This is a genomic window from Coriobacteriia bacterium (assembly GCA_031292615.1).
Taxonomy (GTDB): domain Bacteria; phylum Actinomycetota; class Coriobacteriia; order Anaerosomatales; family JAAXUF01; genus JARLGT01.
Map to the genome: position 1 here is coordinate 25,265 of JARLGT010000022.1, position 23,691 is coordinate 48,955.

The 23,691-nt window shown below is 62.8% G+C and carries 20 protein-coding genes; 4 read left to right on the forward strand and 16 right to left on the reverse strand.

What is annotated here, in order from left to right:
* The first annotated feature begins 3 nt into the window (after positions 1 to 3).
* Positions 4 to 1,155 carry a DUF362 domain-containing protein gene (locus P4L93_02260; GenBank protein ID MDR3685769.1) on the forward strand — a complete coding sequence of 384 codons (1,152 nt, stop codon included), beginning with the start codon at positions 4 to 6 and terminating at the stop codon, positions 1,153 to 1,155.
* Here the strand turns inward: P4L93_02260 and P4L93_02265 are convergent.
* Positions 1,152 to 1,454, reverse strand: coding sequence for a J domain-containing protein (locus P4L93_02265; GenBank protein ID MDR3685770.1), 303 nt, complete (start codon positions 1,452 to 1,454; stop codon positions 1,152 to 1,154). The two genes, P4L93_02260 and P4L93_02265, sit on opposite strands and share 4 nt — an antisense overlap.
* Positions 1,455 to 1,525: 71 nt before the next feature.
* A complete protein-coding gene (locus P4L93_02270; protein MDR3685771.1) occupies positions 1,526 to 2,428 on the reverse strand; it encodes a DMT family transporter in 903 nt (300 codons plus the stop codon).
* Positions 2,429 to 2,550: 122 nt separating this feature from the next.
* On the opposite strand from P4L93_02270, the gene P4L93_02275 reads away from it, so the two are divergent.
* The gene (locus P4L93_02275) at positions 2,551 to 2,976 is read left to right on the forward strand and encodes a VanZ family protein (GenBank protein MDR3685772.1); all 426 of its coding nucleotides are present in this window, start codon (positions 2,551 to 2,553) and stop codon (positions 2,974 to 2,976) included.
* Here P4L93_02275 and P4L93_02280 read toward each other — a convergent pair.
* The 4 genes from P4L93_02280 to P4L93_02295 form a co-directional block, all read right to left on the reverse strand.
* Positions 2,973 to 4,076 carry a PilT/PilU family type 4a pilus ATPase gene (locus P4L93_02280; protein MDR3685773.1) on the reverse strand — a complete coding sequence of 368 codons (1,104 nt, stop codon included), beginning with the start codon at positions 4,074 to 4,076 and terminating at the stop codon, positions 2,973 to 2,975. The two genes, P4L93_02275 and P4L93_02280, sit on opposite strands and share 4 nt — an antisense overlap.
* 147 nt (positions 4,077 to 4,223) lie before the next feature.
* Positions 4,224 to 5,237 (reverse strand): NlpC/P60 family protein, encoded by a 1,014-nt coding sequence (locus P4L93_02285; GenBank protein ID MDR3685774.1) that lies wholly within the window; start codon positions 5,235 to 5,237, stop codon positions 4,224 to 4,226.
* Positions 5,238 to 5,343: 106 nt separating this feature from the next.
* Positions 5,344 to 6,234 carry a peptidoglycan-binding protein gene (locus P4L93_02290; GenBank protein ID MDR3685775.1) on the reverse strand — a complete coding sequence of 297 codons (891 nt, stop codon included), beginning with the start codon at positions 6,232 to 6,234 and terminating at the stop codon, positions 5,344 to 5,346.
* A 30-nt stretch (positions 6,235 to 6,264) separates the two neighbouring features.
* Positions 6,265 to 6,612, reverse strand: coding sequence for a hypothetical protein (locus P4L93_02295; protein ID MDR3685776.1), 348 nt, complete (start codon positions 6,610 to 6,612; stop codon positions 6,265 to 6,267).
* 328 nt (positions 6,613 to 6,940) lie between these two features.
* On the opposite strand from P4L93_02295, the gene P4L93_02300 reads away from it, so the two are divergent.
* Together P4L93_02300 and P4L93_02305 are read left to right on the forward strand one after the other, a co-directional pair.
* The gene (locus P4L93_02300; GenBank protein ID MDR3685777.1) at positions 6,941 to 8,008 is read left to right on the forward strand and encodes a L,D-transpeptidase family protein; all 1,068 of its coding nucleotides are present in this window, start codon (positions 6,941 to 6,943) and stop codon (positions 8,006 to 8,008) included.
* Between the two features lie 134 nt (positions 8,009 to 8,142).
* Positions 8,143 to 9,015, forward strand: a complete 873-nt coding sequence (locus P4L93_02305) for a L,D-transpeptidase (protein ID MDR3685778.1) — start codon at positions 8,143 to 8,145, stop codon at positions 9,013 to 9,015.
* Between the two features lie 432 nt (positions 9,016 to 9,447).
* On the opposite strand, the gene P4L93_02310 is transcribed toward P4L93_02305, so the two are convergent.
* The 10 genes from P4L93_02310 to P4L93_02355 form a co-directional block, all read right to left on the reverse strand.
* The gene (locus P4L93_02310; GenBank protein ID MDR3685779.1) at positions 9,448 to 10,989 is read right to left on the reverse strand and encodes a hypothetical protein; all 1,542 of its coding nucleotides are present in this window, start codon (positions 10,987 to 10,989) and stop codon (positions 9,448 to 9,450) included.
* 18 nt (positions 10,990 to 11,007) lie between these two features.
* Positions 11,008 to 11,769 (reverse strand): hypothetical protein, encoded by a 762-nt coding sequence (locus P4L93_02315; GenBank protein MDR3685780.1) that lies wholly within the window; start codon positions 11,767 to 11,769, stop codon positions 11,008 to 11,010.
* The gene (locus tag P4L93_02320; GenBank protein MDR3685781.1) at positions 11,766 to 13,136 is read right to left on the reverse strand and encodes a hypothetical protein; all 1,371 of its coding nucleotides are present in this window, start codon (positions 13,134 to 13,136) and stop codon (positions 11,766 to 11,768) included. Before P4L93_02320 ends, P4L93_02315 begins: the two co-directional genes overlap by 4 nt.
* A gap of 175 nt (positions 13,137 to 13,311) precedes the next feature.
* On the reverse strand, positions 13,312 to 14,778 hold the full coding sequence (locus tag P4L93_02325; protein ID MDR3685782.1) for a cytochrome c3 family protein: 1,467 nt from the start codon (positions 14,776 to 14,778) through the stop codon (positions 13,312 to 13,314).
* Positions 14,779 to 14,797: 19 nt separating this feature from the next.
* A complete protein-coding gene (locus tag P4L93_02330; GenBank protein ID MDR3685783.1) occupies positions 14,798 to 16,945 on the reverse strand; it encodes a nickel-dependent hydrogenase large subunit in 2,148 nt (715 codons plus the stop codon).
* 23 nt (positions 16,946 to 16,968) lie between these two features.
* Positions 16,969 to 18,444 (reverse strand): twin-arginine translocation signal domain-containing protein, encoded by a 1,476-nt coding sequence (locus P4L93_02335; protein MDR3685784.1) that lies wholly within the window; start codon positions 18,442 to 18,444, stop codon positions 16,969 to 16,971.
* A gap of 513 nt (positions 18,445 to 18,957) precedes the next feature.
* Positions 18,958 to 20,478 carry a hypothetical protein gene (locus tag P4L93_02340; protein MDR3685785.1) on the reverse strand — a complete coding sequence of 507 codons (1,521 nt, stop codon included), beginning with the start codon at positions 20,476 to 20,478 and terminating at the stop codon, positions 18,958 to 18,960.
* Positions 20,479 to 20,565: 87 nt separating this feature from the next.
* Positions 20,566 to 21,654 (reverse strand): tetratricopeptide repeat protein, encoded by a 1,089-nt coding sequence (locus tag P4L93_02345; protein MDR3685786.1) that lies wholly within the window; start codon positions 21,652 to 21,654, stop codon positions 20,566 to 20,568.
* Positions 21,655 to 21,852: 198 nt separating this feature from the next.
* Positions 21,853 to 23,478 (reverse strand): cytochrome c3 family protein, encoded by a 1,626-nt coding sequence (locus P4L93_02350; protein ID MDR3685787.1) that lies wholly within the window; start codon positions 23,476 to 23,478, stop codon positions 21,853 to 21,855.
* 22 nt (positions 23,479 to 23,500) lie between these two features.
* A partial coding sequence (locus P4L93_02355) for a hypothetical protein (GenBank protein MDR3685788.1) occupies positions 23,501 to 23,691 on the reverse strand: 191 nt, incomplete at its 5' end.

Sequence of the window (23,691 nt, forward strand, 5' to 3'; positions counted from 1 at the left end):
GGCATGAACAAAGTCAGTATCTCGCGCTGCGCAGACTACGAGCCCAGCAACGTTGCCAAAGCCATAGACGCCGCTCTCTCGCCACTCGGCGGAATGGCGGCGTTCGTGTCCCCCGGACAGCGCGTCCTACTCAAGGTCAACCTGCTCTCCCGCGCGCTGCCCGAGCGCGCGGTCACGACGCACCCCGAGTTCGTGCGGGCGGTCATCCGGCAGGTCCGCGCGGCCGGTGGCGAGATCACCGTGGGCGACAGCCCGGGCGGCCCCAACACTGCCGGCACCGTCAAGCACATCTGGGAGGACTCCGGAATCGGCGCGGTCTGTGCCGAGGAGGGCGTGTCCCTCGTGCTCTTCGACGACGACTGCGTCAGGGCACCCGCCGAGGGTGGCACGTTATACCAGACGTTCACGCTTGGGCGCGCGGTCACCGAGACCGACGTGCTCATCACGCTCCCCAAGTTCAAGACTCACGGCTTCATGATGTTCACGGGCGCGGTGAAGAACCTCTTCGGCTGTATCCCGGGGCTAGAGAAGGCGCAGTACCATCTGAAAGTCCCGGATCGCGACGACTTCGGCGGCATGCTCGTCGACCTCATGCTCGCGTGCAAGCCCAAGCTCGCGTTGATGGATGCCGTAGTCGGCATGGAGGGTGACGGCCCGGCTGGCGGCACGCCTCGGCAGGTCGGCGCCGTAGTCGCGTCGGCGGATTGCCTCGCACTCGATGTCATCGCAAGCTCGATGGCCGGTCTCGACCCGCTCGAGGTCTACACCACCAAAGCCGCTTCCCGCCGAGGACTCGGCCCCGCGTCCGCCGATGAGGTCGAAGTCGTGGGCACACCCTGGCGAGAGCTGGCGCCCAGCGAGTTCAAGCTTCCGCCGCGCGACGCATCCTCGATGTTGCCACCGTGGCTCGGCAAGCGCATGCGCAGCTGGACCACGGCGCGGCCTATACTCGCGCGCAAGAGCGACTGCACCCGCTGCAAGAAGTGTCAGGAGAGCTGCCCTGTGGGCGCGATCGCAGTTGGCGAGAACGGGCCGGTGTTCGACCACTCAATCTGTATACGCTGCTACTGCTGCCAGGAGCTTTGCCCGCCGCAGGCCATCGGGCTGACGGAGCCTCCGCTCGCCCGCTTCATGACGCGAGGTCGAGGCTTCTAGAGGCGGCGGCTTCTCGGCGCAAAGCGGTCCATGAACAGCCCGAACAGCCCGTGCTCTAGGAAGCGATCCCAGCCGTCGGCGCCCTCAGGTGCAAGCGTGGCGTCGTAAGCACGCCGCTTCGCAGGGTCGCGAAGGACGGTGTAGGCCTCGTTGAGCCGCTGCATCCGACGCGTTGCGTCGCTACGATCACCGCTCGCTACGCGGTCCGGATGGTACTTCAGGGAGAGCGCCTTGTACGCACGCTCGATCACCTCGGCGTCGGCGTTTCTTGTGACTTGCAGCGTTCGGTAGTGGTCCACGTTCCTCATGGTTTCGCTCGGAGACGGGGCTAGTGTAGCGCGAGGGCCCGACGTGAGGCAGACGGCGGCAACTACACGACCGCCTGCTGCGGGGCCTGGCGGGCGACGAGCTCGGACGCTACGACTCCGCCCAGGACGAGTGCCGCGCCAGCCACCTGCAGCCACGAAAGCGTCTGGCCCAAGATCGCCCACGCCAGCACGATCGTGAAGAGCGGCTCCATTGTGCTCACCACGGCGGCCTGAGAGGGCCCCAGCCCGCGAATCCCCTGCAGGTACAGCACCACGGCGATGAACGTCGGCACGACCACTATGGCGCCGAGCAGCCACCACGCCTGCGGCTGCCACGAGGCGGCCGAGAGCGACTGACCCACCAGCAGCGTCAGCAGCGCCGTGCCTACCGAGGCGATCCCAAACGTGTACGTCATCATCACGAGCTGCGAGCGTCCCGGCAGCCAGCGGTGCGACAGCAGGTTGAAGAGCGTGTAACCCACGGCCGCGCCCATCCCCAGCATGATCCCCGGCCACGAGACATGTTTCGTGCCGCCGAACAGCCCCACCACCATCGCGCATCCGATGAACGTCGTCAGCACGGCAAGCCCTCGCGACCAAGTCGCCTTCTCGCCGAGGAAAGTCCAGGCCGCGATCGTTACGAGCGCCGGGTAGGCGTAGAGCAGCACCGCGACCACGGCCGCATCGGCGAACTTCAGCGCGAAGAAGAAGCAGACGCTTGCGGCCCCATAACCGGTGAGTGCAAGTGCGCTGTAGCGCAGAAAGTCGCCCCTGCCCACGCGCAGCGAGCGGGGATCTCGGATTGTCGCAAACACGGCAAGGAGCACCGCTGCGAACATGAAGCGCCATGCCAGCAAAGGTAGGGGCGACGCGCCTGCTTGGTATGCCAGCGGCGTCAGTACCGCCAGCGTGCCGAAGCACGCGGCGGACACGACGACCATGGCGAGCGAGGCGGTGCGGCTCAAGGCCAAGGACTCCTTAATGGGTCGAGCGACGCCGTCCACCGTCCCAGACCGTACGTCGCCGAGTCAAGCTCGCGCCTGTGAACTCCCCGAGAGAGCCGCGGCTCAGTGATAGACTCGGCGACATGGCTGACACGACTTCTGCCGATAACGCCGGCCGCCCAACTCCCGCACGCTACCCGCTCTGGGTCCTCTGCGCTTGCTGGGCGGGCGTCATCTTCTGGTTCTCAACCAAACCGGGCACACAGATTCCGGGGCGCTTCTCGGAGATCGGGCACCTCGGCGAGTACTTCATCTTTGGGCTGCTGCTCTACGCTGCGTTGCGCGCGAGCGGCTGGGGGGCGCGAGCGGCGTCTGTCGCTCTGATCACAGCTTCCCTCTACGGCATCACCGACGAGTTCCACCAGCACTTCGTCTACATGCGAACACCAGACGTCACCGACTGGGGCACGGACACGATTGGCGCTGCCCTTGGAATCCTCGCACTATTCGTGGCGGGGGCTCTCCGACGCCGCCGGCACAACGCCCTGTCTCCGAGCCAGCCCGACTAGTAGATGCCTGTCTGAGCAGCCGCAGCCGGATCGACGCCGAGTGATCGGACCTTGATCTTGAAGTCGTGCGCGTTGTGAGCCATCGCGATTGCGTCGTCGAGCGTGATCTTTCGATCCTGGTAGAGGCGCAGCAGCGATTGGTCGAACGTGACCATGCCGTCGTAGCTTCCGCCCTCGATCGCGTCTCGGATCAGGTACGTCTTGTCCGAGTCGGTGACGTACTCGCGAATGAGCCCGGTCATCACCAGCACCTCGACCGCAGGCACGAGGCCGCCCTGCATCGACGGGATCAGCCGCATCGAGATGATGCCTCGCAGCGTCGCAGCAAGCATCAGCCTGATCTGCTTCTGCTGGTAGGGCGGGAAGAAGTCGATGATGCGGTTGATCGTCTCTGTGGCGTCGATCGTGTGGAGCGTCGAGAGCACCAGATTGCCGATCTCGGCTGCGGTCAAGGCCGCCGAGACCGTCTCGTGATCACGCATCTCGCCGATCAGAATGACGTCGGGGTCTTGGCGAACCACATGGCGAAGCGCGTCCTCGTAGCTGTCGGTGTCGATGCCGATCTCGCGCTGGTTGACGATGCACTTCTTGTCTTGGTGCAGGACTTCGATCGGGTCCTCGATCGTGACGATGTGTCCCTCGCGCGTGGAGTTGATGTGATCGATCATGGAAGCGAGCGTGGTTGTCTTGCCCGAGCCAGCCGTGCCAGTCACGAGAATCAGGCCTCGGGATTCGTCGGCGAGCTGGCTGATGACCGGCGGGAGGCCCAACTCCGAGACCGAGGAGCGCTCGGTGGCGACTCGGCGAAGCGTCATACCCACCGTACCGCGCTGGTGAAAGACGTTGACGCGGAATCGGCCAACACCATGCAGTGAGTACGCGAAATCGGCCTCGTTCGAGCCCTCGAACGCCGCACGCTGGGGCTCGGTCATCATTCCGACGGCGAGAGCGTACGTCTGCTCGGGATTCAGAACGGGGAGATCGTGGAGCACCACAAGCCGGCCATTGAGCCTGACCGCTGGCGAGTTACCGACCTTGACGTGCAGGTCGGAGCTGCCGCGCTCGGTCATGATTCGCAGAAGTCCGTCAATCTCCGCCATTTAGCGTGCTCATCTCCCCGTATTTGTCTGCCGGTTCGTGCTGCAACACAGAGTCTACTGCACCGCGACGCAGAGTTCGGGGCAAAAGCAACGCCCCAGCGGAATATCGTCCGACTGGGGCGTCAACTGAAGTCTCGGGCGAGGAAGCTAGTTCGGGCGACAGGCTCCGGCGTAGTCGGAACGGTCCATCGAGGCGCGACGAACGGACGCGCCCGTGTACGGAGCCTCAATCATCTCGCCGCCACCGACGTACATGCCGACATGGTGAATCGGCGAACCAAAGAACACCAAGTCGCCGGGCTGCAGATCCTTGCGGGACACACGCTGACCGCAACCGATCTGCTCGCGCGACGAGTGTGGGAGCGAGATGCCAATCTTGGCGTAGCACCACATCATGAGGCCGGAGCAGTCGAACGTGTTCGGACCCGACCCTCCCCATACGTAGCGGCATCCGATGCGCGACTCCGCGTACTGCACAACGTTGCCATGCGCGGGAATCGATGGAGACGGGTAGCTTGCGCTGTCGCCGCCACCGTCACCGCCACCGTCGGAGCTGTGACGAGCCTGCGCTGCCGCCGCGGATGCACGCGCGGCAGCCGCTTCAGCCGCCTGGAGCGCAGCAACCTGCGCCTCGACGCCGGCGAGATCCTGCTTGCGCTGGGCGAGCTGGCCTTCGATCAGGCGCTTGTTGCCCGCCATGATCGACTGCTGGCGAGACGCAGCCTGCTCCTTGACCGCCAATGCGTTGTGCGCCGAGATGTACTCAGCCTTTGCGTCCTTGGTCTGGCCTATGAAGCTGGCGTCATCGGCGCTGAGTTGCTTGAGGATGTCCCACGTCCGCGCGAACTGATCGAACGACTTGGCCCCAAGCAGCACATCCAGGAAGCCGAGCGGGCCGTTGCGATACATGTCGTTGGCACGCGTGTCGAGATGAGTCTCGAGTTGGTTCAGTCGCGCCTGCGCCTTCTTGACTCTGGCAGCAGCGGCGCGCGTGTCGCTCAGCAACTTCGCATGCTTGTCGGCGGCGACGAGATAGTTCTCGTCGGCGATTTCAACGCGAGTGTTGAGTGCGTCAACCTGTGCCTTGACTCGCTGCGCCTCGGCCATCTTGTCAGCCGACGTAGGCGCTGCCGTCGCAGGCATCGCAGTGGTGATGAGCACTGCCGCAAGTGCGAGCGACAGGTATGTCCGAAGGCGGTATCTCAGTTCGTTTCCTCCCTGAGCAGCAGGGGACAAGACCGAAAGGATGTTACCACGACGCAAAACGTCAGTCGAACGCAGCGCACGTAGCGTCGAGGACTTGGATAGCCGCGCGTTGCTCTTCGAGCTCGTTGGCCGAGGCGTCCGGGCCCAGTTCGATCACGACCTCACGGCAACCCGTCTGCACCGTCGCAATCGCCGTGAGCAGCCGCGCCGCAAGTGCCTCGGGTTCGTCCGCGCGCACGTGCGGCCTTCCGAGTCTGGTTTCCTCGCCGCCAACGCCACACATCCGCAGTAGCACCGCGTCCGGCGACACCAACTCGTCGTCGCCGAGAACATGCATGCGCGCAAATTCGGTCGTTGCGTGCGCAAGGTTGACGATGCGCTCGGCGATTCGCCGGCCCAAGTCGTCGTCTCCAGCCACTGCGATAGGGACTCGAGCCAGCACTTCGGCTGCACGGGCAGGCGCAACGCGAGCTGCCGAGTGCGGCCGAGCATCTTTGCCCTCCCACACATGGCGTAGGTTATTGATGGTCCCAGCCGTCTCGGGGCCAACGATGCCGTCGTGAGGAAGCCCGGCGTTTCGCTGGAACTCGCGAACGGCGCGCTCAGTGAAGGCTCCGAAGATGGAGTCGGTCGCGCCAGCGGCAAACCCAAGCACGTTGAGCGCTTGTTGCAGAACTAGGACGTCGTGACCGTGAAAATGAGGGAGGCGGAGATAGAGCGTGCGATCTCCGAAACGCAGACCGGCGCGTACGAGTGCGGACCACGTCTCATCTCCGACTATCCCGTCCTCGGACAGCTGGTGCTCGAGCTGGAACGCTTGCACCGCCTTTGTCGTCAGACCCAGAAAGACGCCATCCACCCCGGTCGGCCCAAGATCATAGCCGAGGGAGAGTAGGCGCCGCTGTATGTCCTCGACTGCGGGGCCCCGACTTCCGGGCCGCACGAATCTCATGGTCTGAGTAGTCCCAACGATGCTCTACGGCTAGGTGTGGCCGAATCGGTTCATGTACCTGCCCACGCCCGCTTGAAGCCGCGCGCTGCTCGCGCCGCCCGAGCGAAGGAAGCGATCAACCTCCATCGACAGCACCATGTCTGGGTCGAACGTGCTGCCTTTGAGGTCGGGATCGCCGTCGCAGTGTAGCACGCCAGCCGAGCACAAAGCCTTCACCACTGTAAGCACGCGATCGGAGGAAAGGCTGGTGGCATGGGATATCCGAGCCGGGTCGATCGGCGTGTGTTCGTGCGCAGCGTAGAACGCGATGACCTCACGCACGGCGGTTGCCGTCGGACGATCATCGGGCAGCGAAGCCAGCGCTGTACGCAGACTCACCGCGCTCTCTCCTTCGCGCCAAGGTAACGAACCGGACTCGTTAAAGACCCAGACGGTTTGTTCCCACTACCTCGGGTTATACAGCTTAGACGCTTAAGCTTCCACCCCGTAACGATTGTGCCGTCGCGCACAGCACATGGAACATACTCTGCTCAACGGTGTTCGTCCGGTTCATCGGCTTGAGTGCAAGTCTCCATGAGGCCGTAACCGCCCGCTGAGAGGCCTCCAAAATGGTTTCTCGCAAAGTCTCCTTTTACGGGCGAGCGCGAGCCATGTATAGTAGTAAAGTACGGGAGCTGTATACCTATTCACTTGTGAAGGGAAGTTCATGAAGGCGCCGAGCATCGCCAGTCGCATCCTCATCGTTCTCGCCGCAACTCTGATGCTCGTTCTTTCCGCCGGACTCGCCTGGGCGGCCGTTAGCGACTATCAAGTTCGCGGTCTTGTTCCCAAGGGCGTCACCGTGGTGGGTAAGGACCTCAGCGGCATGACCGAGGCCCAAGCACGTACCGCTATCGAAGATGCGGTCTCGACTCCCCTGCTCCGTCCCGTCACAGTTACCGGCGACAAGAAGGTATGGACGCTGGATCCCAAGGGCATCGTGTCAATCGACGTCGACAAGATGATCGCCGACGCGTACACACCCCGTCGCACGGCGACTTTCGTTACGCGACTTACTCACCAACTCAAAGGCGATCCGCTTCCGGCGGACATCAAGCCCGCCTACACGGTGGACGCCGCCGCAATCTCCACCTGGGTCGCGCAGACCGCTGCCCAAGTCAATCGCCCACCCAAGGACGCCACGCGCAAGTACGTCGAGGGCAAGTACAAGTTCAAGATCACCAAGTGCGTTTACGGAGCATCAGTCGACCAGACGAGCTCGGTGCAGCAGATTGGCACCGCCCTGACCGCCGATGCCGCACTTGCCAACGCTAACAGGACCGTGGCACTGCCGATTGTGCTGGCAAAGCCACACATCGTCGAGTCGATGTTCAAGATGGCGATTGCGGTTTCCATCGACCGGTGCAGGATCTACCTGTTCAACGGCGACAAGCTGGTCAAGAGTTACCCCTGCGCACCCGGCCAGCCAGCCTATCCGACACCAACGGGTGACTTCAAGATCGACAGCAAGACGCACGACGCGCCCTGGATCAACCCGGGAAGCGCGTGGGCCGCGAGCATGCCGGCAGAAATCCCGGGCGGCCCGGACAACCCGATGGGTGACACGAAAATTGGCATCAACTACCCTGGCGTGTTCATGCACTCAATCCCGCCAGGAGAGTTTGGCAGCATCGGAACGCATGCAAGCCACGCGTGCATGCGGATGTTCCCCAGCGACGTTCACGACCTCTACAAGCGCGTAGACATCGGCGATCCGGTCATCATCCGCGAATAGTTGGTAGATATCATGGTGTCAACGGGACGGCAACGTGAGCACGTTGCGTCGCCCTGTAGGGTGGCTTTCCTCGGAAGGTCACCCGTATAGTTCGAGGGTGCTTTACTAGTTTCTGTCGTCAGCGGAGGTTGTCCATGAATACCCGTTCGATTAAAAGCCGCGCTCTCTCGCTGCTGGTCGCGGTGGCGTTCGTCGCCCCGATGTTCCCCGCGGTCTCGCCGTCCGTAGCGCTGGCCGACACCCCCGTTTCCTTGGGCACCCTGACGGTGACCTCGGCAGGTAAGACTTTCAGCATCCCCTCTGCCTCGCTCATCGACTCGGCCTCGGTCGTGCAGACGGGTGCTGTGGAAGCTTGGGTCAATGGCATCGGTGCGAGCGTGGACAAGACGATGTCCAACGCCACCTTGAAGCTCAACGCCAAGAAGACGCGTCTGGATTTCAAGGCCGCCGTCACGGGCTACTCGCTCAATCGCCCGGTCGCCAGGGATCAGATCATCGCGGAGCTACGTTCCAGGGTGCCGACCGGCACCCTGAGCACGCTCCCGTTGACCACCACCCAGACGAATCCAGCGATCACGAAGTTCGGCAAGACGATTCTTGTCAGCGAGCGCCTTCGCAAGATCTTCCTCTACGACAACAACAAGGTCATCAAGACCTACCGTTGCGCAATCGGCCAGCGTGCCTACCCGACGCCGACCGGCACGTTCCACATCGGCAAGAAGGTCAAGAATCCGACGTGGACCAACGGTTATGCCCCTTGGTCGAAGAACATGCCCGCCTTCATCGGCGCCGGTCCTAACAACCCGCTTGGCACGCGCGCCATGTATGTTTACACGGGCACGAGTGGTGGCCATGACACTGGCGTTCGTTTCCATGGCGTTCCGGCCAGCGAGAACTCCTCTATCGGCCACGCCGCAAGCCACGGCTGCTTGCGTATGCATCGCAAGGACGTCGAGAACTTCTTCCCCCGCGTCACCGTGGGAACGCTCGTCTACATCATCAAGTAGGACGGCGACTCCAAAGACTGCGAGGCCCCGGCGGCGTGAGCCCCGGGGCCTCTTCCTTGCTGGCGGATTCCCCTCCCGCAGTTCGCAGGGCGGAGGCTCTTCTCGAGCCGCGGCGCATGATCGGTGGGCGGCAAAGGATGGAGACCACCTGTCGAGCCAGCCGGCGTTCAGGCGAACAAATAGCCCGCGAAAGTCTGGCAGGCGCGAGGTGCGCAAGTCCTACCTGCCGCGGGACGCAGTAGGTGCCATCGCCTCCCACCCCGCGCGATGCGGCATCGAACACGATTGGGGCTTGAGCACTCAACACGCATGCCCCCGCCCCAGCGGAAATGCGGGGCGAGGGCATGTGATGTCTGTGCCTTGCTACCTTCGGCTCGACGGGACGCGGTCGCGGCGAGCAGCCAAGGCCTTGTCGCCAAGCGCCCTGGGTTCCTACTTCACAGTGAAATAGCGGAATGCGCTGATCTTGGGGGTGTTGTACGAGTCGGCGACGGTGACCGTCATGCGCCACGAGCCCTTCTTGGTGAGCTTGATGTTCTTCTTGTAGGCCGAGACTCCAGCGCCAGCGCCCACGCCGACATTGACCGTGGCCCTCAGCACCCACTTCTTGCCTTCCTTGCGGTACGCGCGAAGCGTGATGGTGCGCGAGGCAAAGGGAACGCGAGACACCGAGCCCTTAGTCGCGAAGTACTTGCCATGCTTGACCTTGGAGGGAGTGCTGGGCGTCGTCACGTAAGGGTTCACCTGGACGAGCACCGGCACGCTGCTCGCTTGAGTCGCCGTATCGAAGAGCCGATAGGCTGCGTTCACGGCAATGTTCGGAACAGTGCCCGAGTAGGCGCCCGCCGCTCCTTCCGTAACGCCTGCCACCGGAGTCCACGGAGCGCCGCCAGTGTACGACTGTTGCACCTGAATCGTGGACGCGTGGCCGCCGATCGGGCCCATCTGGTCGACAAGATGCGCGCCGACACTCGCGCTCCCGCCGTACCCAACCGGACTCGGGGGCGTGTTCGCCGACTCGAAGTGAGGAGTCGCCTGGGCGACTTGGACCAGGTTGGCGAGCATACCGTACGCCGTTGGGCCGTCGTACCCCTGGACGAAGTACTGCAGCGCCCTGTCCACGGGAGCAGCGGTGTCCGAGGCCGTGACGTGCCCGGCGCTCGACGGCACAACGAACTGTGTGAAGGTGTTGTTGGAGAGGTCCTTGCGCCAGACGGTGTAGTTGATAGTCCTTGTGTCCACCGTGGTGCTGTTAGGGGCTATCACCGGCGCGTCCCAGGCTAGGTCGACCGTGGTCGAGGTGCCGACGCTACGCGAAGCGTTAAGGCTGCGGACCGGGCCGTATTTGTACCCGGTCAGCTGAACGTCGTCGATCGTGGGGCCGTAACCGTTGAAGGATGCGTACGCGTTGAAAACAAACCTGACCGACCCCTCGCCGCTCGGCAGGATCGCTGCGCCGCCGGTGCGGTTGTAATCCCTCTGGACCCAGGTGTTTCCCGTGACGCCCGGTGCCAGCCCTACTGGGGTCCAATTCGCTCCGTGTGCAGTGCCGGAGACCCAGCCGAGGGCGTAGAACGGGTCGGCGAGCTGCGCTGCATCGGGATACTTGTACCAGAACGTGAAATCGGATACGTAGAAGCCGCCCGTGTCGGAGACTGGGAAGTCCGCGATTCCCGCGGTATTGAGAGCCTTGTAGGTCGGCCAAGTGCCGGGCGCTGTTCCTGCACCCGCACACCACAGGCCGTTGCCGGTGCGCCCGTGTCCGGCAACAACACCCCACCAGGCAGTGTCGTCAGAGGTCGGGAATGGATGGGCGGCGGTGACCACGGGCGTGGCGTCGGTTCCCTCGAACGTCCACGACCTGAGGACCGCCACCCCCGATATCGGATCGGCCACCGCGAACGCGGCGGGAATCGCAACGAACGCGACCACGAGGATGGCGAGAACGATACCGGCTACTCGACGACGCATCATCTTGGGCGACTCCTCGATCTAGGGTTTCGTTGGGAACACTCCCATTGCCTGCAAAGCGAGCGCTCTCAGCGGGGTCGGGGACCCGTTGGCCGAGGTCAGAGTGACCTCGAATACGTAGCGCCCTCTCGCCAGGGCAATGGACGCAAAGTGCATGCCGTCCGTCCCGAAATATCCTGTGTATTCTCCAATGGTGACGGCTGCCCCACGCTTGGGATAGAGCGTCTTGCTCGTTTCCGTGATGAACGACCTCGCACCAGAAGCCGTCTTCCTGTCATGCACAGCCCACGTGATGTTGCTCGCGATAGCCGTGGGCAGGTTAGCCACGCCGGTGACAGTGGCATCAGAGCCCAGCTTCTGCCGAGTCCCAAGCGTGTAGTCGGGGAACGACGCTGGTAGAAGCTTGCCGATATCGGCGACCTGCTTGAGGAACGGATCGGGCGCCGTCACCTTGGGTTTGGCCGGCGTAGGCTTGGTCGTGTTCGTCGTCGTGGACGGCGCAGGCTTCGTCGCCGAGTCCAGCGCGCTCTTCGCAGCGGAGTTGTTCGGATCGGCTTGGATCGCCGACTGGAACAGACCCACCGCAGAGCTGGTGTCCTCGGACGAGAGGGCGCGCAAGCCCTGCTGATAGTAGTTCTGCGACTTCTGCGCGGGGCTGAGCGTGATGGTCGAAGGAACAGGCGGCTTTCTCACGGACGAGAAGCTCCACCCCACGAAGAAGACGCCGGCAAGCACAGCGACGGTGACAGCTGTGCCGATGATCGCCTTGGTTCGCGAGTTCATTCGGTGGCCTCCTCGCTCCATTCCGCAGCGATGCCAGCCTCAAGTGCTTCGTCGTCGAGCGCGCTGGCGCCGTGTTCTGCGGCACTCTCCACCGCTGCCGCCGCCTTGGTTACGAACAGCCGCAGACTGTCGTGAGAGGCGTCGGCAAGCGCTCTCAGCACGCGATCATCGAGTGTGATGGGCTCCGAGCCCGGATATGCAGCAGCGTCGAGCCAGCGATTGACCGTCGTGGCGTCCAACTCATCGGGGGCGTCCTGCAGCGCAATGACGCCGGGGAACGACCACTCGAGTTGCGTCCCCGCCCCAAACTGCTCCTCCAGCTCCGAGACCTCGCCCTTCTGGAGCATCATCACGAGGACCGCGTCCGACTCAAGCGCCCATCGAATCTCCGAGAGCGTCGACGCGATCTGCATTCGAGTATCGGGCGGTACCTGACCCCATCCGTCAAAGCCATCGTAGATGAGCACGATCTTGTCAAATCGGGTACGCGCGAACTTGATAACGGCGGCCAAAGTCTTCCGAGGCGCCTTGGTTATCGAGAACTCGGACGTGAGGGCCGCCAGACCGCGCTCCCGATACACCCTGAGCGCTCGTGCTACCACTGGCGAAAGATGCACCTTCGTGTACTCGACTAGGTAGTCCATCACTTCTTGATCGAGGTTGTCCTCATCGCGAGCGTCGGCCTCCTCACCGAGCACGATGTCCGTGCCGGGTGCGTCGCCTACCGTTGAATCGATTTCGGGCGTCGACTCTTCGTCATCGACGTTTGCCTCGAGGTTTGCACCACGCGCGTCACCGACCTCCGTCAGCTCGGGCCTGCGCTCCACGGTATTGGGATCGCCAAAGAGCGAATCGATCGTGGCGAGCGGGTCGGCTCGGAAAGTATCGGCGAAGGCTGCAAGGCGCTCCTCGCCGATCACCTGGTAGGCGATGAGGCTCTCGTCGGGCTCGGCAAGGACCCGCTCGACGTAACAGGCCAGCGTCTTGTCGAACTCGCGGAACGAAAGCCGCTCGGCAACGACGCGAAGCGTGGCGCGAACACGGCCCACTCGCATGAGAAACAGCGGGACGTAGGCGTGCAGCACGTCGAGCGAGTCGTCGGCCACTATCGCGTGTTCGACGAAGCCAATCGAGCGCAGCGAGTACGAGGAAGGCACGTCAGCAGTCTTGTTGACCACGATAGGCTTGGCCTTCTCCTGCGCAGCCGCAGCGACGATCTCGCCGAGTAGGGCGTTGGCGGCCGCAGTCATTTCGTAGTCGCGACCGTCGAACGTGCCGTCCATCGCGGGTGCCAAGAACGGGTTGGCAAGCAGACCCAGTGCGCGGTAGTGCGCGGTCTCGTGTGCATCCTCGGGCAGTGGGCTCACAGTAGCTCCTTACGGTGTCGCTGAATCCGGCCGTGTGTGTCACATCGTACTCTCTCGAGTCAGCAGGGAAGCAATCGCCCTGCCGCCGAGAAAGGGGCCCCGGACCATTGGTCCGGGGCCCCCTCGTCACACTTCGAAGTCCTGGGATGAGGACCTCGGTAGGGTCAGATGACCGCTACTTGTCGTGGCAACGCTCACACACGCCGCGGTTATTGGCGCGCAGCAGAGCGCTCGAACCTTGACCATTGACGATCGGCGTGCCGTAGGAGCCCTTGTCGGGATCCACGCCAGGGACGGAGTCCTTGACAGGCATGTAGACGTTCGTGGTCGTGTTCTTGACCAGGTGAGACGCCGCCCAGCCACCCATGGAGACGGAGGTGGCGTGTGCACGGTGACAAGTCTCACAACCGATGTAGCTGTGAGCGAAGTCGTTGGTGCCCGAACCCGGGTTCTCAAGCGGAACCCAAGACGAGTCCTGGACAACCTGCTCGGCCAGTGCACGAGTTGCACCAAGGCCAGCACCCATGTCGATGTCCACAGCGTGGCTATGGAAGGTCGCCGAGCCGGGGCCGCCAACGGTCGTCTGACCGGTGGACGTCAGCGGCAGGTACCCGCCGTAGTCGCGGACGACGCCCGTACCAGCGGAAGCCACGTTGTAGCCCGTATGGCAAGCGGCGCACCATACCGAGATGGACTGCGTCTGCGGCGTGACGTTGGTGTGCAGCAGATCGGTGCCGGTGGTGTTGGTGTAGTTCGGCCTGTAGGCCGCTACCTGAGCAGCACCATCAGCGTGCTTCAGCCAACCACCTGCGGGGTAGCCAGGAACGGCGACGCCGCCACCGGGGTTACCGGTGTTGAACACTGCGGCCGGAACCGGGTAGCCGACCTCGTTCGAGAAGACGAACGGGTTAGGCGTCACGTTGTCGGCCTGGTATCCACCAACGACAGGACCGGCCGGGTTCGGCTTGGCCTTGAGGAGGCGGTAGTTGGACGAGCCGTGCGGGTCGTGGCAGTCGGTGCAGGTCAGGCCCTGAGTTCCGCCAAAGGACGAAACCGTGGCGCCAGAACCCCAGAGCGGACCGTCGACGTCCATCTTGTGAGCAGAAGTGCTCGCGACGAACGTGATGACGCCGCCAGGACCGGTACCGCCATTAGCCGTACCCTGCCAAGCGTACGGATCAGGCATGCGATCGAAGCCGCCGCCGTTGAGCGGGGCGCCGAAGGTCGAAGCGGTGTTGACCTGCAGAACAGCGGAGCCGCCGTCTCCAGGATACCCACCAGGTGCAGCGGCCAGCGTGCTGCTGCCGCCCGGAGCAGTGTCAGGGCTACCAGCAGAAGGACCACTGTCAAAGATGCCGCTCTGGACGTTAGTCGACGCACCAGGTGCGGTGTCGCCGTGACAGGCGTCGCAGAACTCGGTCATCGTCGTGGCGTTACCGACGAGCAGTGCACTCGCGTGCTCAGTGCCGAGCCCGTCCTTCCATCCGACGGTCGAGAACGACGTGTGCGCACGGTGACAACCGGCACAAGCATCCGTGTCGTTCACGTAGCCACCGTGAGGACCGAAGTTCGCGAAAGCCGAGCCAGCGAAAACGAGGCAGAGGGCCATAGCAAGTACGAATATGATTGAGAGTCGCTTCAAGATCTTCACCTCCTAGTGACTAGTGGATCGCGCAAGCGATGCACGGATCGAAGGACTGGGCAACACGCAGAACCTCGACGCCACCGACTGAGTGCTTGGTAGTCGACCCATCCTGGCTCTTGAACGTGCTGTCGAGCGCGGCAAACGGAGCACCGATGACAGCCTGCTCGATCGGGCCGTGGCCACCGGAACCCATCGGGGAACCGTTCCACGTGGTCGGAACGATGCACTGGTACTTCGTGATCTTGCCGTTCGTGCTTTCGCACTGATGCATGAGGGCACCGCGAGGAGCCTCAGTGGCACCCCAGCCTTGAACGACTCCAGCAGGAATCGCCTTGACCTTCCAGGTGTCGCCAGCAGGCAGGTCGTGCAGCTGCTTGATCCAGCCGCCGCCCCACGTACCCGTGAACACGCCGGTCGTGGTGTTCCATGAGCCGCCGGCCGTCGAGTACGCGCCAAGGATGGCCTGTACCAACACGAGCGACTCGAGAGCACGCCCGCGCAGGAGGTCGATGGTGGAGAATCCGGCCGTGAGGAGCAGGACCCAGTCGGCGATGACACCCGTGATGACGGTGTCGCTGCCGGCGTACGCAGCGATCGTCGCGGATGCTGCCGAGGGAAGCGGGCCGCCAGCAGGCACGATAACGGTGCCACTGGACGCGCTCGACAAGCTGGCAAGACCAGCCTGGACGAGAGCGACTGCGATGTCGGCATTGATCATCTTAGGATCGAGGCCGAGTCCCAGACCGTTGTGCATGTCCGCGCTACCGCCAGGGATGGCCTTCGCGTAGACCGTGTAGGCGGCGCCGAGCGAGGTGCGCAGCGGCGTGCCGTTGACAAACTTGCTGGATACGAACATGCGGGCCATGGGACCGACTTCACAAGGAAGACCGTTCCAGCGCGGCGCCTTCATGTAGGTGTAGGCCGTGGCCTTGGAGCGCTTCGGGCTCGTGCGAGAGACAGCACCCGGATACGCCGAGGTGCCGCTGGCACCGCCGTAGGCGGCAACGTCGCCAGAAGCGACCTGATAGCGAGAGTAGGTGATCTCTTCACGCAGGTTGGTCGGAACGCAAGTGGCGGTAGCCGCTGCAGCGATGAACTTGCTGGCGACCTCAGCCTTGTTCGAGACCGTGAAGTCCGCAAAACCGTCGCCGGCCGCGAACTTGACGCCACCCGGAACCGTAAGTGCGGCGGTCGCGGAGGTGTCCAGTGCATCCGGGAACGCACCCCAAGCGAGGAAGCGCTTGACGCCGGCGCCGTAGCCGGTGTTGGCGGACGTCGGAGCGGTGGCAGATGCGTTGCCTGCGAGACCCCAAAGGGTGGGGTATACGGCCTGCAGCGTAGTGGCATTGGCCAGGTTGTCGAAGTTCGGGTAGAGCGCACCGAGGGCCAGAGCGATCGGCACGTACTCCTGAACGACGAACTGTCCGACTTCCTTGGCCACGGAGGCGAAGGTGTCGCAACGAGCCTGGAACGCGGCCGTGCCGAGCTCGGTCTTGTCGTACGTGACGCCGCCGCCGCAGTACACCGAGGTCATCGGCATACGTCCGGCGAACAGGGCGCCAGCCTCGAAGGTGAGACGGCGGATGCGCAGGGCTACGACGTAGCTACGGATGACCGTAGACCACAGGTTCTTGCTGAAGCCGGTACCGGGGTTGGCACCAGAAACGATCTCCGGATAGGCCTTCCCGCCGCTCTTCATGAGCGGGTGGTAGTAGCCGTCCGCGAAGTACGGAGTCCACGGCGGAATCGCAGGGCCCTGGATGTAGCTCGGTGCAGCAAGGTGATAGAAGTGCGTGATGCTGGACATGAGGAACTCCATGCCAAGCACGAGGTTGCGGATAAGAACCGCAGCCGCAGGCACGCCATAGGCGCCATCATCGGCGAACGTGATGTGGCCCTTGCTGTACTGCAGGACGGTGTCAACCGCATACGTGGAAGTCATGCCGTGCGGGACCGGGCAAACGCCGCAGATACGCTGTACGAACGTGATCGCGTCGTTGACGTCGCGGCCCAGCAGGAAGTTCTCGAAACCACGCCACAGGTTGCCGTGAGCGTAGGCATCGGTGATCTTTCCACCGGCGACCGCTGCGACACCAATGCCGAGGTGACCTTCGATACGTGAGATCGGGTCGACTTCGAAGTTTACATTAGCTGGATAAGCCATGTGCTTTTCCCTCCTTTCGAGGTCTAGCGCACCAGGAACGGTACGAAGTTGTCAGGATAGCCCTTCTCGGTGCACGCCATGCAGGGATGACCCGCGCGGGTGCAGTGGCCGCCGGTGGGGACACCGCCGGGAGAAAGGTTCGCATTGGAAACGCCGTCGTCCCAGCCCACGGGGTTCGTAGGCTGCTGGCCGTTCCAACCGTGGATGCCGCACAGCGAGCTTGCGGCCGGACCCTTGCAACCGATCTTCTGCAGGCAGCCCGTGTCGCCCGGCTGGGCGGCGAAGGTGCCAGTGACGAAGTAGCGGTAGCGCGGGCAATAGGGGCCGTGGACCGACGTGCCGTAGACGGCCTTGATGCGACGAGTGGTGTCGACTCCGGCGCTAGCAGCATTGCCAGCGTTGATGCCGATACCGAGGTTGCCCTGCCGAGGATCGACACCGTCGGTAACCGGTGTGATCGCCTCAAGGATGCCCAAGGTGCCGACCGGCGCGCCATCGACAAGAATGCTCTTCAGGTCGACCGTGGCTGCGACAACACTCAGAACGAACCACCAAGGGTTCGTCGGGCAACCAGGAACGTTGACGACCTTGGCCGACGCATACGCGTAGCCGTTCTGGTCCAGGTAGTCGAACGTGCCCAGGGCACCAGACTGCGACTTCGAGGTATCGAAGCCAGCGACCGCAGAGCTGATCGGAGGACGACAACCCGGGTAGCCGCCGAACGTGGCGCACTGGCCGATGGCAATGATAGCCACGCATGCCTTCAAGCTACCGAGCGCCGCAACCATCTCGCCGGTGACGATGTCGCCGGCGGCGTTCACGGTGGTGGTTCCAGCCAAGTTGGCCGTACCGTCGGAAGCGATGGAGCACCAAGCTACGCTAGAGCTGTAGTCGCTCCAAGCGCCGCCACCGGTGGTCGAGCCGTCGCCGGTGAGCTGAAGCGCACCCTCGACGACGAGCACGAACGGAAGCGTGTTCTGCGCTTCGAAGTCCTTGAGCCACTGGTACGCGGTATCCGCGCCCATGCCCATGACCGTTTCATGGTAGATCAGGTCGATAACGTCGATGACGACGTCGGCGATGTCGATCGAACCAGTCGGATCGGGGCTGAGGTTCACGGCGTGAAGCAGCAGATTGCCGGAGGCGTTCGGACCCGGCAGGATCGACGGATCCGACTCACCCGTGGTCGGCAGCGCCTGAGAGAGACCCAGCGCAGCGGCCGTCGTGACGGCGGTCGTTCCGTTCTGGTTGTACACAGCGGCACCAGTAGAGTTCTCGAAGATGCCGAGCAGTGAAGTCGAGCAGCCGGTGCACTCTGCACCGTGAAGCCATACAACTCGCGGCTTGCCGAAGGTTCCACCGTAGACCGAGCCCATATTCCCGGCCACGTTGTTGTACGCCATGGCGTCCATGATCTTGGACGCCTCTACCTGGCTGAACCCTGCGGCGGCGGCGAGCGCACCCAAGCGGGTGACGAACTGTCGCCTAGTGATAGCCATACTCTTCATTCCTCCTTCACCAAGTTCGGTGTTGTTTAGTACTGGCAGAAAAACGTTTCAACCTCTGAACGAGACCTGCTAGAAAAAGTAAACGCCACCTCCTTTCGGTCCGCTCGTCAGAGGAACCGGGTGGAGATGGCTTGCGAACTGCCCGAACAGAGCGGTCAAAACCCCGTGCGCCTCGGTGACAGATCAAACTCCAGGAGGCGTGAGAGATGATGACCAATCGGGCCTTCGTGCCGGCTCCAACCCGGTGGTCTAAGCTTTTGTCCTGTACCTCTTCCTTGTAGGCGCTAGATACGCTCACAGGTACGTATGTAACAGATGTTACAACGTGTACCTTAGACCCATCCAATGTGCCCCGTCAAGTCCCAGTTCGCCCTCTCTGACGAGCGGTAGACGAAGCACCATTCCCGCTGGTAAAACCCTGTATTCGCTCCCGTGGATCGTCGCCCTTTTGGGCCGACTCGGCCGCCGAGCTGGGCGACGATCCAGCGGTGTCAATGCGAACGGCTACTCGCTGTCGGTATGGTCGGCCGATTCCTGGCTCCTAGACCGCTTCTCGAAGCGCTCCAAGAACTCGACACGGTTCACGACAGTGTGCACTTCGATCGACTTGGCCAAGCGGCGATAGTCCGGGTTCTCGGTGCATAGAACTTGAATCCGCTTCGCAATCGTGAGCACGATCGCCGTAGGCTTGTCGATCTCCATCTTGTCCATCAGGTCCTTGACGTCGGAATCTGAGTAGGCCCTCGTCTGGAGCACCTTCTCGAGTTCGACATCACCCTGCGTAATACCCTTCAGGCGCTCGTAATCCTGCTCGGTGACGAACCACGTGCGGCGACGGTGCGTGAGCACGTCGAGCTCCTCAGCGGCGTAGAGCGCCCTGATGAAGTCCGCGGTCGCGAAGAACTTCTTGCGGCGGAGCAGCAGCAGGAGCGGCAGGAGAAGAAGCGGCAGCAGGCACATCCACCAGTTACTGCCCGTTGGCAGCGGGACGGGCGAGACCTGCGCGGGCCAGCCCCATACCTGAATGCGTCCGTTGGACGTATCAGCGATGAAGATCTTGTTGTTCGAGCCCACAGAGACGCCGTTGGGGAAGCTGAACTGACCATCCAAGAAGCCTTGCTCCCCGAAGGTGAGGATCTTGGCTCCCTTGTCGGTCCAGATAGTTGCGTCGTGAGAAAGCGTGTCGGCGACGACAAAGCGGTCAGGTGTCGCAGGCTGGTCGCTGGGGAAGCGGTTCAGGAAGTCGATGCCGCGAGGAAGACCCTGCGTCACGATGATGCTCTTGAAGTTGCCCGCCTTGTCGAATACCTGCACACGGCCATTGTTGCTATCGGTGACGTAGACGAGCCCCTTGTGATAGACGATGCCGTTGGGGAACTGGAACGCACCGGGCGCCGACTTTGCATCCGTGACCAGGCCCGCGTATCCGATTGACTTCTGGAACGTGCCATCTGGTCCGAAGATCAGAAGCCGATGGCCATTGAGGATCTCAGTCACATACATAGTGCCGTCGGGCGCGAAGCACAGCGTGACCGGTTCCCACGGCACTCCACCCGTGTTGAACTTGGGCAGCTGATTCTTAGGCAGGTTCGGGTTGAAGTCGCCTAGGTACTTGCCCTTCAGATCGAAGCGCAGCATCTTGCGAAGACGTCGGTCAGTGACGTAGAGCTCGTTGTTCTTGGGATTGCGCGCGATGTTGAGCGGAATGACGGTGATCGACGTTCCGAAACTGCGCTCGAAGTTGCCAGCCTGATTGAACACCAGGATGTCGCGACCAACTGAGTCGCACGCGTACACCGTGTCTCCGTCAACAAAGACACCGATTGGACGCTGCAGCTTGATCGACGTGCCCGAGAACGAGTAGAGGAACTGCGGGGGTTGAATCACATCGGTGCTTTGCGTCGCGGAGATGTTGAACGAGAGTTGGTGGGTTGAGTTGTAGTACGCGAGATAGTAGCCGAGGGCCGCGAGCAGGATCACGAGGATCACTACTAGCGCGATCTTGACCTTCTGTGCTCTCGTCAACGTCGCCTCCGTGGGGACGGCATGGATGGAAACGGGCCGTTCTGCAGTTCACTCTTGTTGAGGGAGTTGCGCAGCTCGCAGCGCTTGCTACTTCGCCTTCGCCTTCGCGACCCTCTTCTTCGCGGGCTTCACAGCCTCGACCTGCCGCTCCAGGCTCTTGATCTGGGCTTGCATCGCCGCGTCGGTGGGATTGAGCTTGCCTGCCGCGACGGACACGGGCAGCGCGCCGGCGAGATCGCCTTGCTGGATCAAGAGTGCCGCATCGAGCTTCGCGGCATCGAAACTATTCGGATCCAAGACCCGAGCGACTTGGACGTACTTGACGGCGAGCGCAAGCTGGCCGGCTGACTGCGCGGTCCGGGCCTTGGCGACCCAGCTGTCCGCGGTGCCGTACTGCTCCAGAGCCTGCTGCGGCTGGTCAGCGCCGGGAGCAAGATCGGCAGCCTTCTTGAAGTGATAGGCTGCGTTGACGTCATCATGGTTGAGCTTGTAGAGCTGGCCAGCGTAGTAGTGCGCCTCTGCGAAACCAGGGTCGAACTGTAGCGCAATCTCGACCTGTCGGATCGCCGAGTCGATATCGCCAAGACCCTGGTAGGCCTTCGCAAGCTGGTAGTACGTATCGGAGGCGTCGCCTGTGATCACGAGCGCGCCTTTGAGGTAGCCTGCGGCCTCGGCGTATTGCTTGTCAGCAAGTGCCAAGGTGCCGAGGTTGTAGAACGCCTGCTCCCGAATCTTGTCGAGCGCCGAGTACTGGTTCCCGTCCGTCAGCGAGATGACTTTCTTGAAGTAGCCCTCAGCCGCGTTATTGTTGTTGGTAAGCATGGCGACCATGCCTAGGTCGAGCAGCGCGCCGGTGTGCTTCGGGTCGATCTTGAGCGCGGCGTTGAACTGCTCGATTGCCTCTTGGTTCCTGCCCATCGCGCCAAGTGCTTCTCCGAGGCGAATGCGAATCGCCGCGTCGTTGGGCGACTTGCGGACAGCCTGGTCGAGAACCGCGACCAAGCGACCGGTCGCGCTGCTGTTGAACTCATTCTGTCTATCACGGTAGACCGAGTAACCGAAGTACCCAGCTACGCCGATGACCAAGATCAGGAGTGCTGCAAGAGCGATATTGAGGCTCAGATCGACTGGCGGGCGAGCTTTGGAAGGTCCAGTTCCCAGATCAGCTTCAGTCATGTACTGCCTCACTCCGATTCTTGTGCGCGTCGCAGGCCTACCGGGGCCGTGATGTGACGCGGCCGAACGAGAGAGAACGCTACTTGGTGCCAAGCGTCCGTGTCAATGAGCCGCACCCGGCCGGGTGCTGCTCGCCGCTGCTAACGAGCGAATGCCGTGCCGCAGCCGGCGGTCCGGCCATCTCCACTGAAACTCCGTCTACACGTCGAGGTTCTTGTGGCAGCGGAGGCAAAGTTGTGCACCGTAGTAGGGGGCGATCTGGTTGTTGAGCGGATCGACTGCACCGTGACATTGGTAGCACAGGCGCAGGTCATGGCCCTGCTGGAGCTCCAGCTGCTGCGACGCTGCGCTCGTACCGAACGACACGTGACACTCGAAGCACCGATAAGGCCGGCCCTTCTTCTTTGCGACATTGAAGTGCACGGCATGCTCGGCAAACGCCTTGTTCTGGATTGATGTCGCGGGCAGTTGCTCCATCTCGGGATGGCAGCGCACGCAGTTCGATGCGATCAGTTCGGCGGTGGCGACCGTCTGGTGGTGGCAGTTCTGGCACGTCTGTCGGTCGGTATGACAGATATTGCAGTCAGAAGTGCTGACCCCGGGCTCGGGCTTGTGATTTTGGAGCCAGTTGGGTGGGTGCGGCATCGTCGTCTTGTGGCATTCGCGACACGACGCATCGTCGTGGCAGACCCCGCAGGAACCCTGCTTCGCGAGGAACTGCTTGCCGTGGATGCTCTGCCAATTGCCCTTCTTGTGACTGGCCGGGATGACCTGCCCGACCGGGGCGTTCTTGCTCGTGCTGCGGCCCTGGTGGCATTGGACGCAGAACTCCGTCTTGTGACACATCGCGCAGTAGGAAGCGTCGGCGGTCGCGCGAACCTTGTGATCGCCTTGGATGAACTTGTCGGTGTGGTTGTCGGGCGTGAGCTTGAATCCCGGCGGATGGCACTTGTCACATTCCTCGGTGGCTACCAAGCCCTGACCCTGATGCTGCAAGCCGTGACAGCGATAGCACCCCTGCATGTCAGGACGTTCGGGACCTGTCGAGGTGTGACCGAACGTGGGGTGGCACACCACGCACCGATACGCGCGAGTTAGGTGCACGGCGTGTGCGAAGATCAAACGTCCGGGCAAAATGTTGTCGAGATCCGGGTGGCAGTAGACGCACTGCGACATGTTCGTTGGGCCTGTCGGGAAGATCTTGACCGTGGCAGGCTTGGGGCGTTGTCCAATCACCGAGACGTAGTTGTCGGGGAGCGCGGCGATCTTGACGTTCTCCTTTACGTGGCACGGGTTACAGTCCGTGCTCGCGGTGTGGCACATCATGCAGCCATTGACCCCGGTGTGCTGGACCGCGTCCGCGTGAGGCTTGCCGGCGTAGCCCTTGAGGGGCTGGTGATCTGCCGGGACAAGGTCAAACGACGGCGTGTGACACTTGTCGCACTCCCTCGTCGCCAGATCGCCCTGAGGCCCGTGCTTAACGCCGTGGCAGGCGAAGCATGTCTCCATCGGCACGGCATCGGTCCCGCCATTGTTGTGGGGCATGCGCGAGTGACAGCCATCGCACGACACCATGATGTGGTTGCCGTGATCGAAGATGAGTCCCGGCTTCTTGACTGTGCCGATCGTGAGGTGGCACGGCGCGCATTGCGACGAGTCGGTGACGGGTGCGCCCGTGTCGATGACCGGGGGTTGGGCGGTCGTGGTCGAACCCGCGTCGGCAGCATGCCCAACGTGCGCAAACACAAGCAGGAAGGCGGCCGCGAGAAGAACCGCGGCCACCCCCCAGATCCAGATATGCGGCTTTCGGAGCGCCTGAGTCACTCGGCGGTCGAACTCCTATCGTCTACAGCCCCATGAAACCCTTGACCTTGGCTATCTGCTGGAGCAGCCAGTTGGACTGCTGCACCTGCACCTCGCGGTGGATGAGCTGCGCAGCTTGATCGGCAAATTGCTCCGTCGAGCCCTTGTGGCAGCCTTCCTGGCCGCAGGTCTTGCCGAGGTTCGCAGTGTTGACAGAGGAAGTCGGGGACACGT

Excerpts from the sequence above, each read along its gene's own strand:
- P4L93_02260 (MDR3685769.1), top strand. The coding sequence starts at position 4 with ATGAACAAAGTCAGTATCTCGCGCTGCGCAGACTACGAGCCCAGCAAC.
- P4L93_02275 (MDR3685772.1), top strand. The coding sequence starts at position 2,551 with ATGGCTGACACGACTTCTGCCGATAACGCCGGCCGCCCAACTCCCGCA.
- P4L93_02280 (MDR3685773.1), bottom strand. The coding sequence starts at position 4,076 with ATGGCGGAGATTGACGGACTTCTGCGAATCATGACCGAGCGCGGCAGC.
- P4L93_02290 (MDR3685775.1), bottom strand. The coding sequence starts at position 6,234 with ATGAGATTCGTGCGGCCCGGAAGTCGGGGCCCCGCAGTCGAGGACATA.
- P4L93_02300 (MDR3685777.1), top strand. The coding sequence starts at position 6,941 with ATGAAGGCGCCGAGCATCGCCAGTCGCATCCTCATCGTTCTCGCCGCA.
- P4L93_02305 (MDR3685778.1), top strand. The coding sequence starts at position 8,143 with ATGAATACCCGTTCGATTAAAAGCCGCGCTCTCTCGCTGCTGGTCGCG.
- P4L93_02310 (MDR3685779.1), bottom strand. The coding sequence starts at position 10,989 with ATGATGCGTCGTCGAGTAGCCGGTATCGTTCTCGCCATCCTCGTGGTC.
- P4L93_02315 (MDR3685780.1), bottom strand. The coding sequence starts at position 11,769 with ATGAACTCGCGAACCAAGGCGATCATCGGCACAGCTGTCACCGTCGCT.
- P4L93_02330 (MDR3685783.1), bottom strand. The coding sequence starts at position 16,945 with ATGGCTTATCCAGCTAATGTAAACTTCGAAGTCGACCCGATCTCACGT.
- P4L93_02335 (MDR3685784.1), bottom strand. The coding sequence starts at position 18,444 with ATGGCTATCACTAGGCGACAGTTCGTCACCCGCTTGGGTGCGCTCGCC.
- P4L93_02345 (MDR3685786.1), bottom strand. The coding sequence starts at position 21,654 with ATGACTGAAGCTGATCTGGGAACTGGACCTTCCAAAGCTCGCCCGCCA.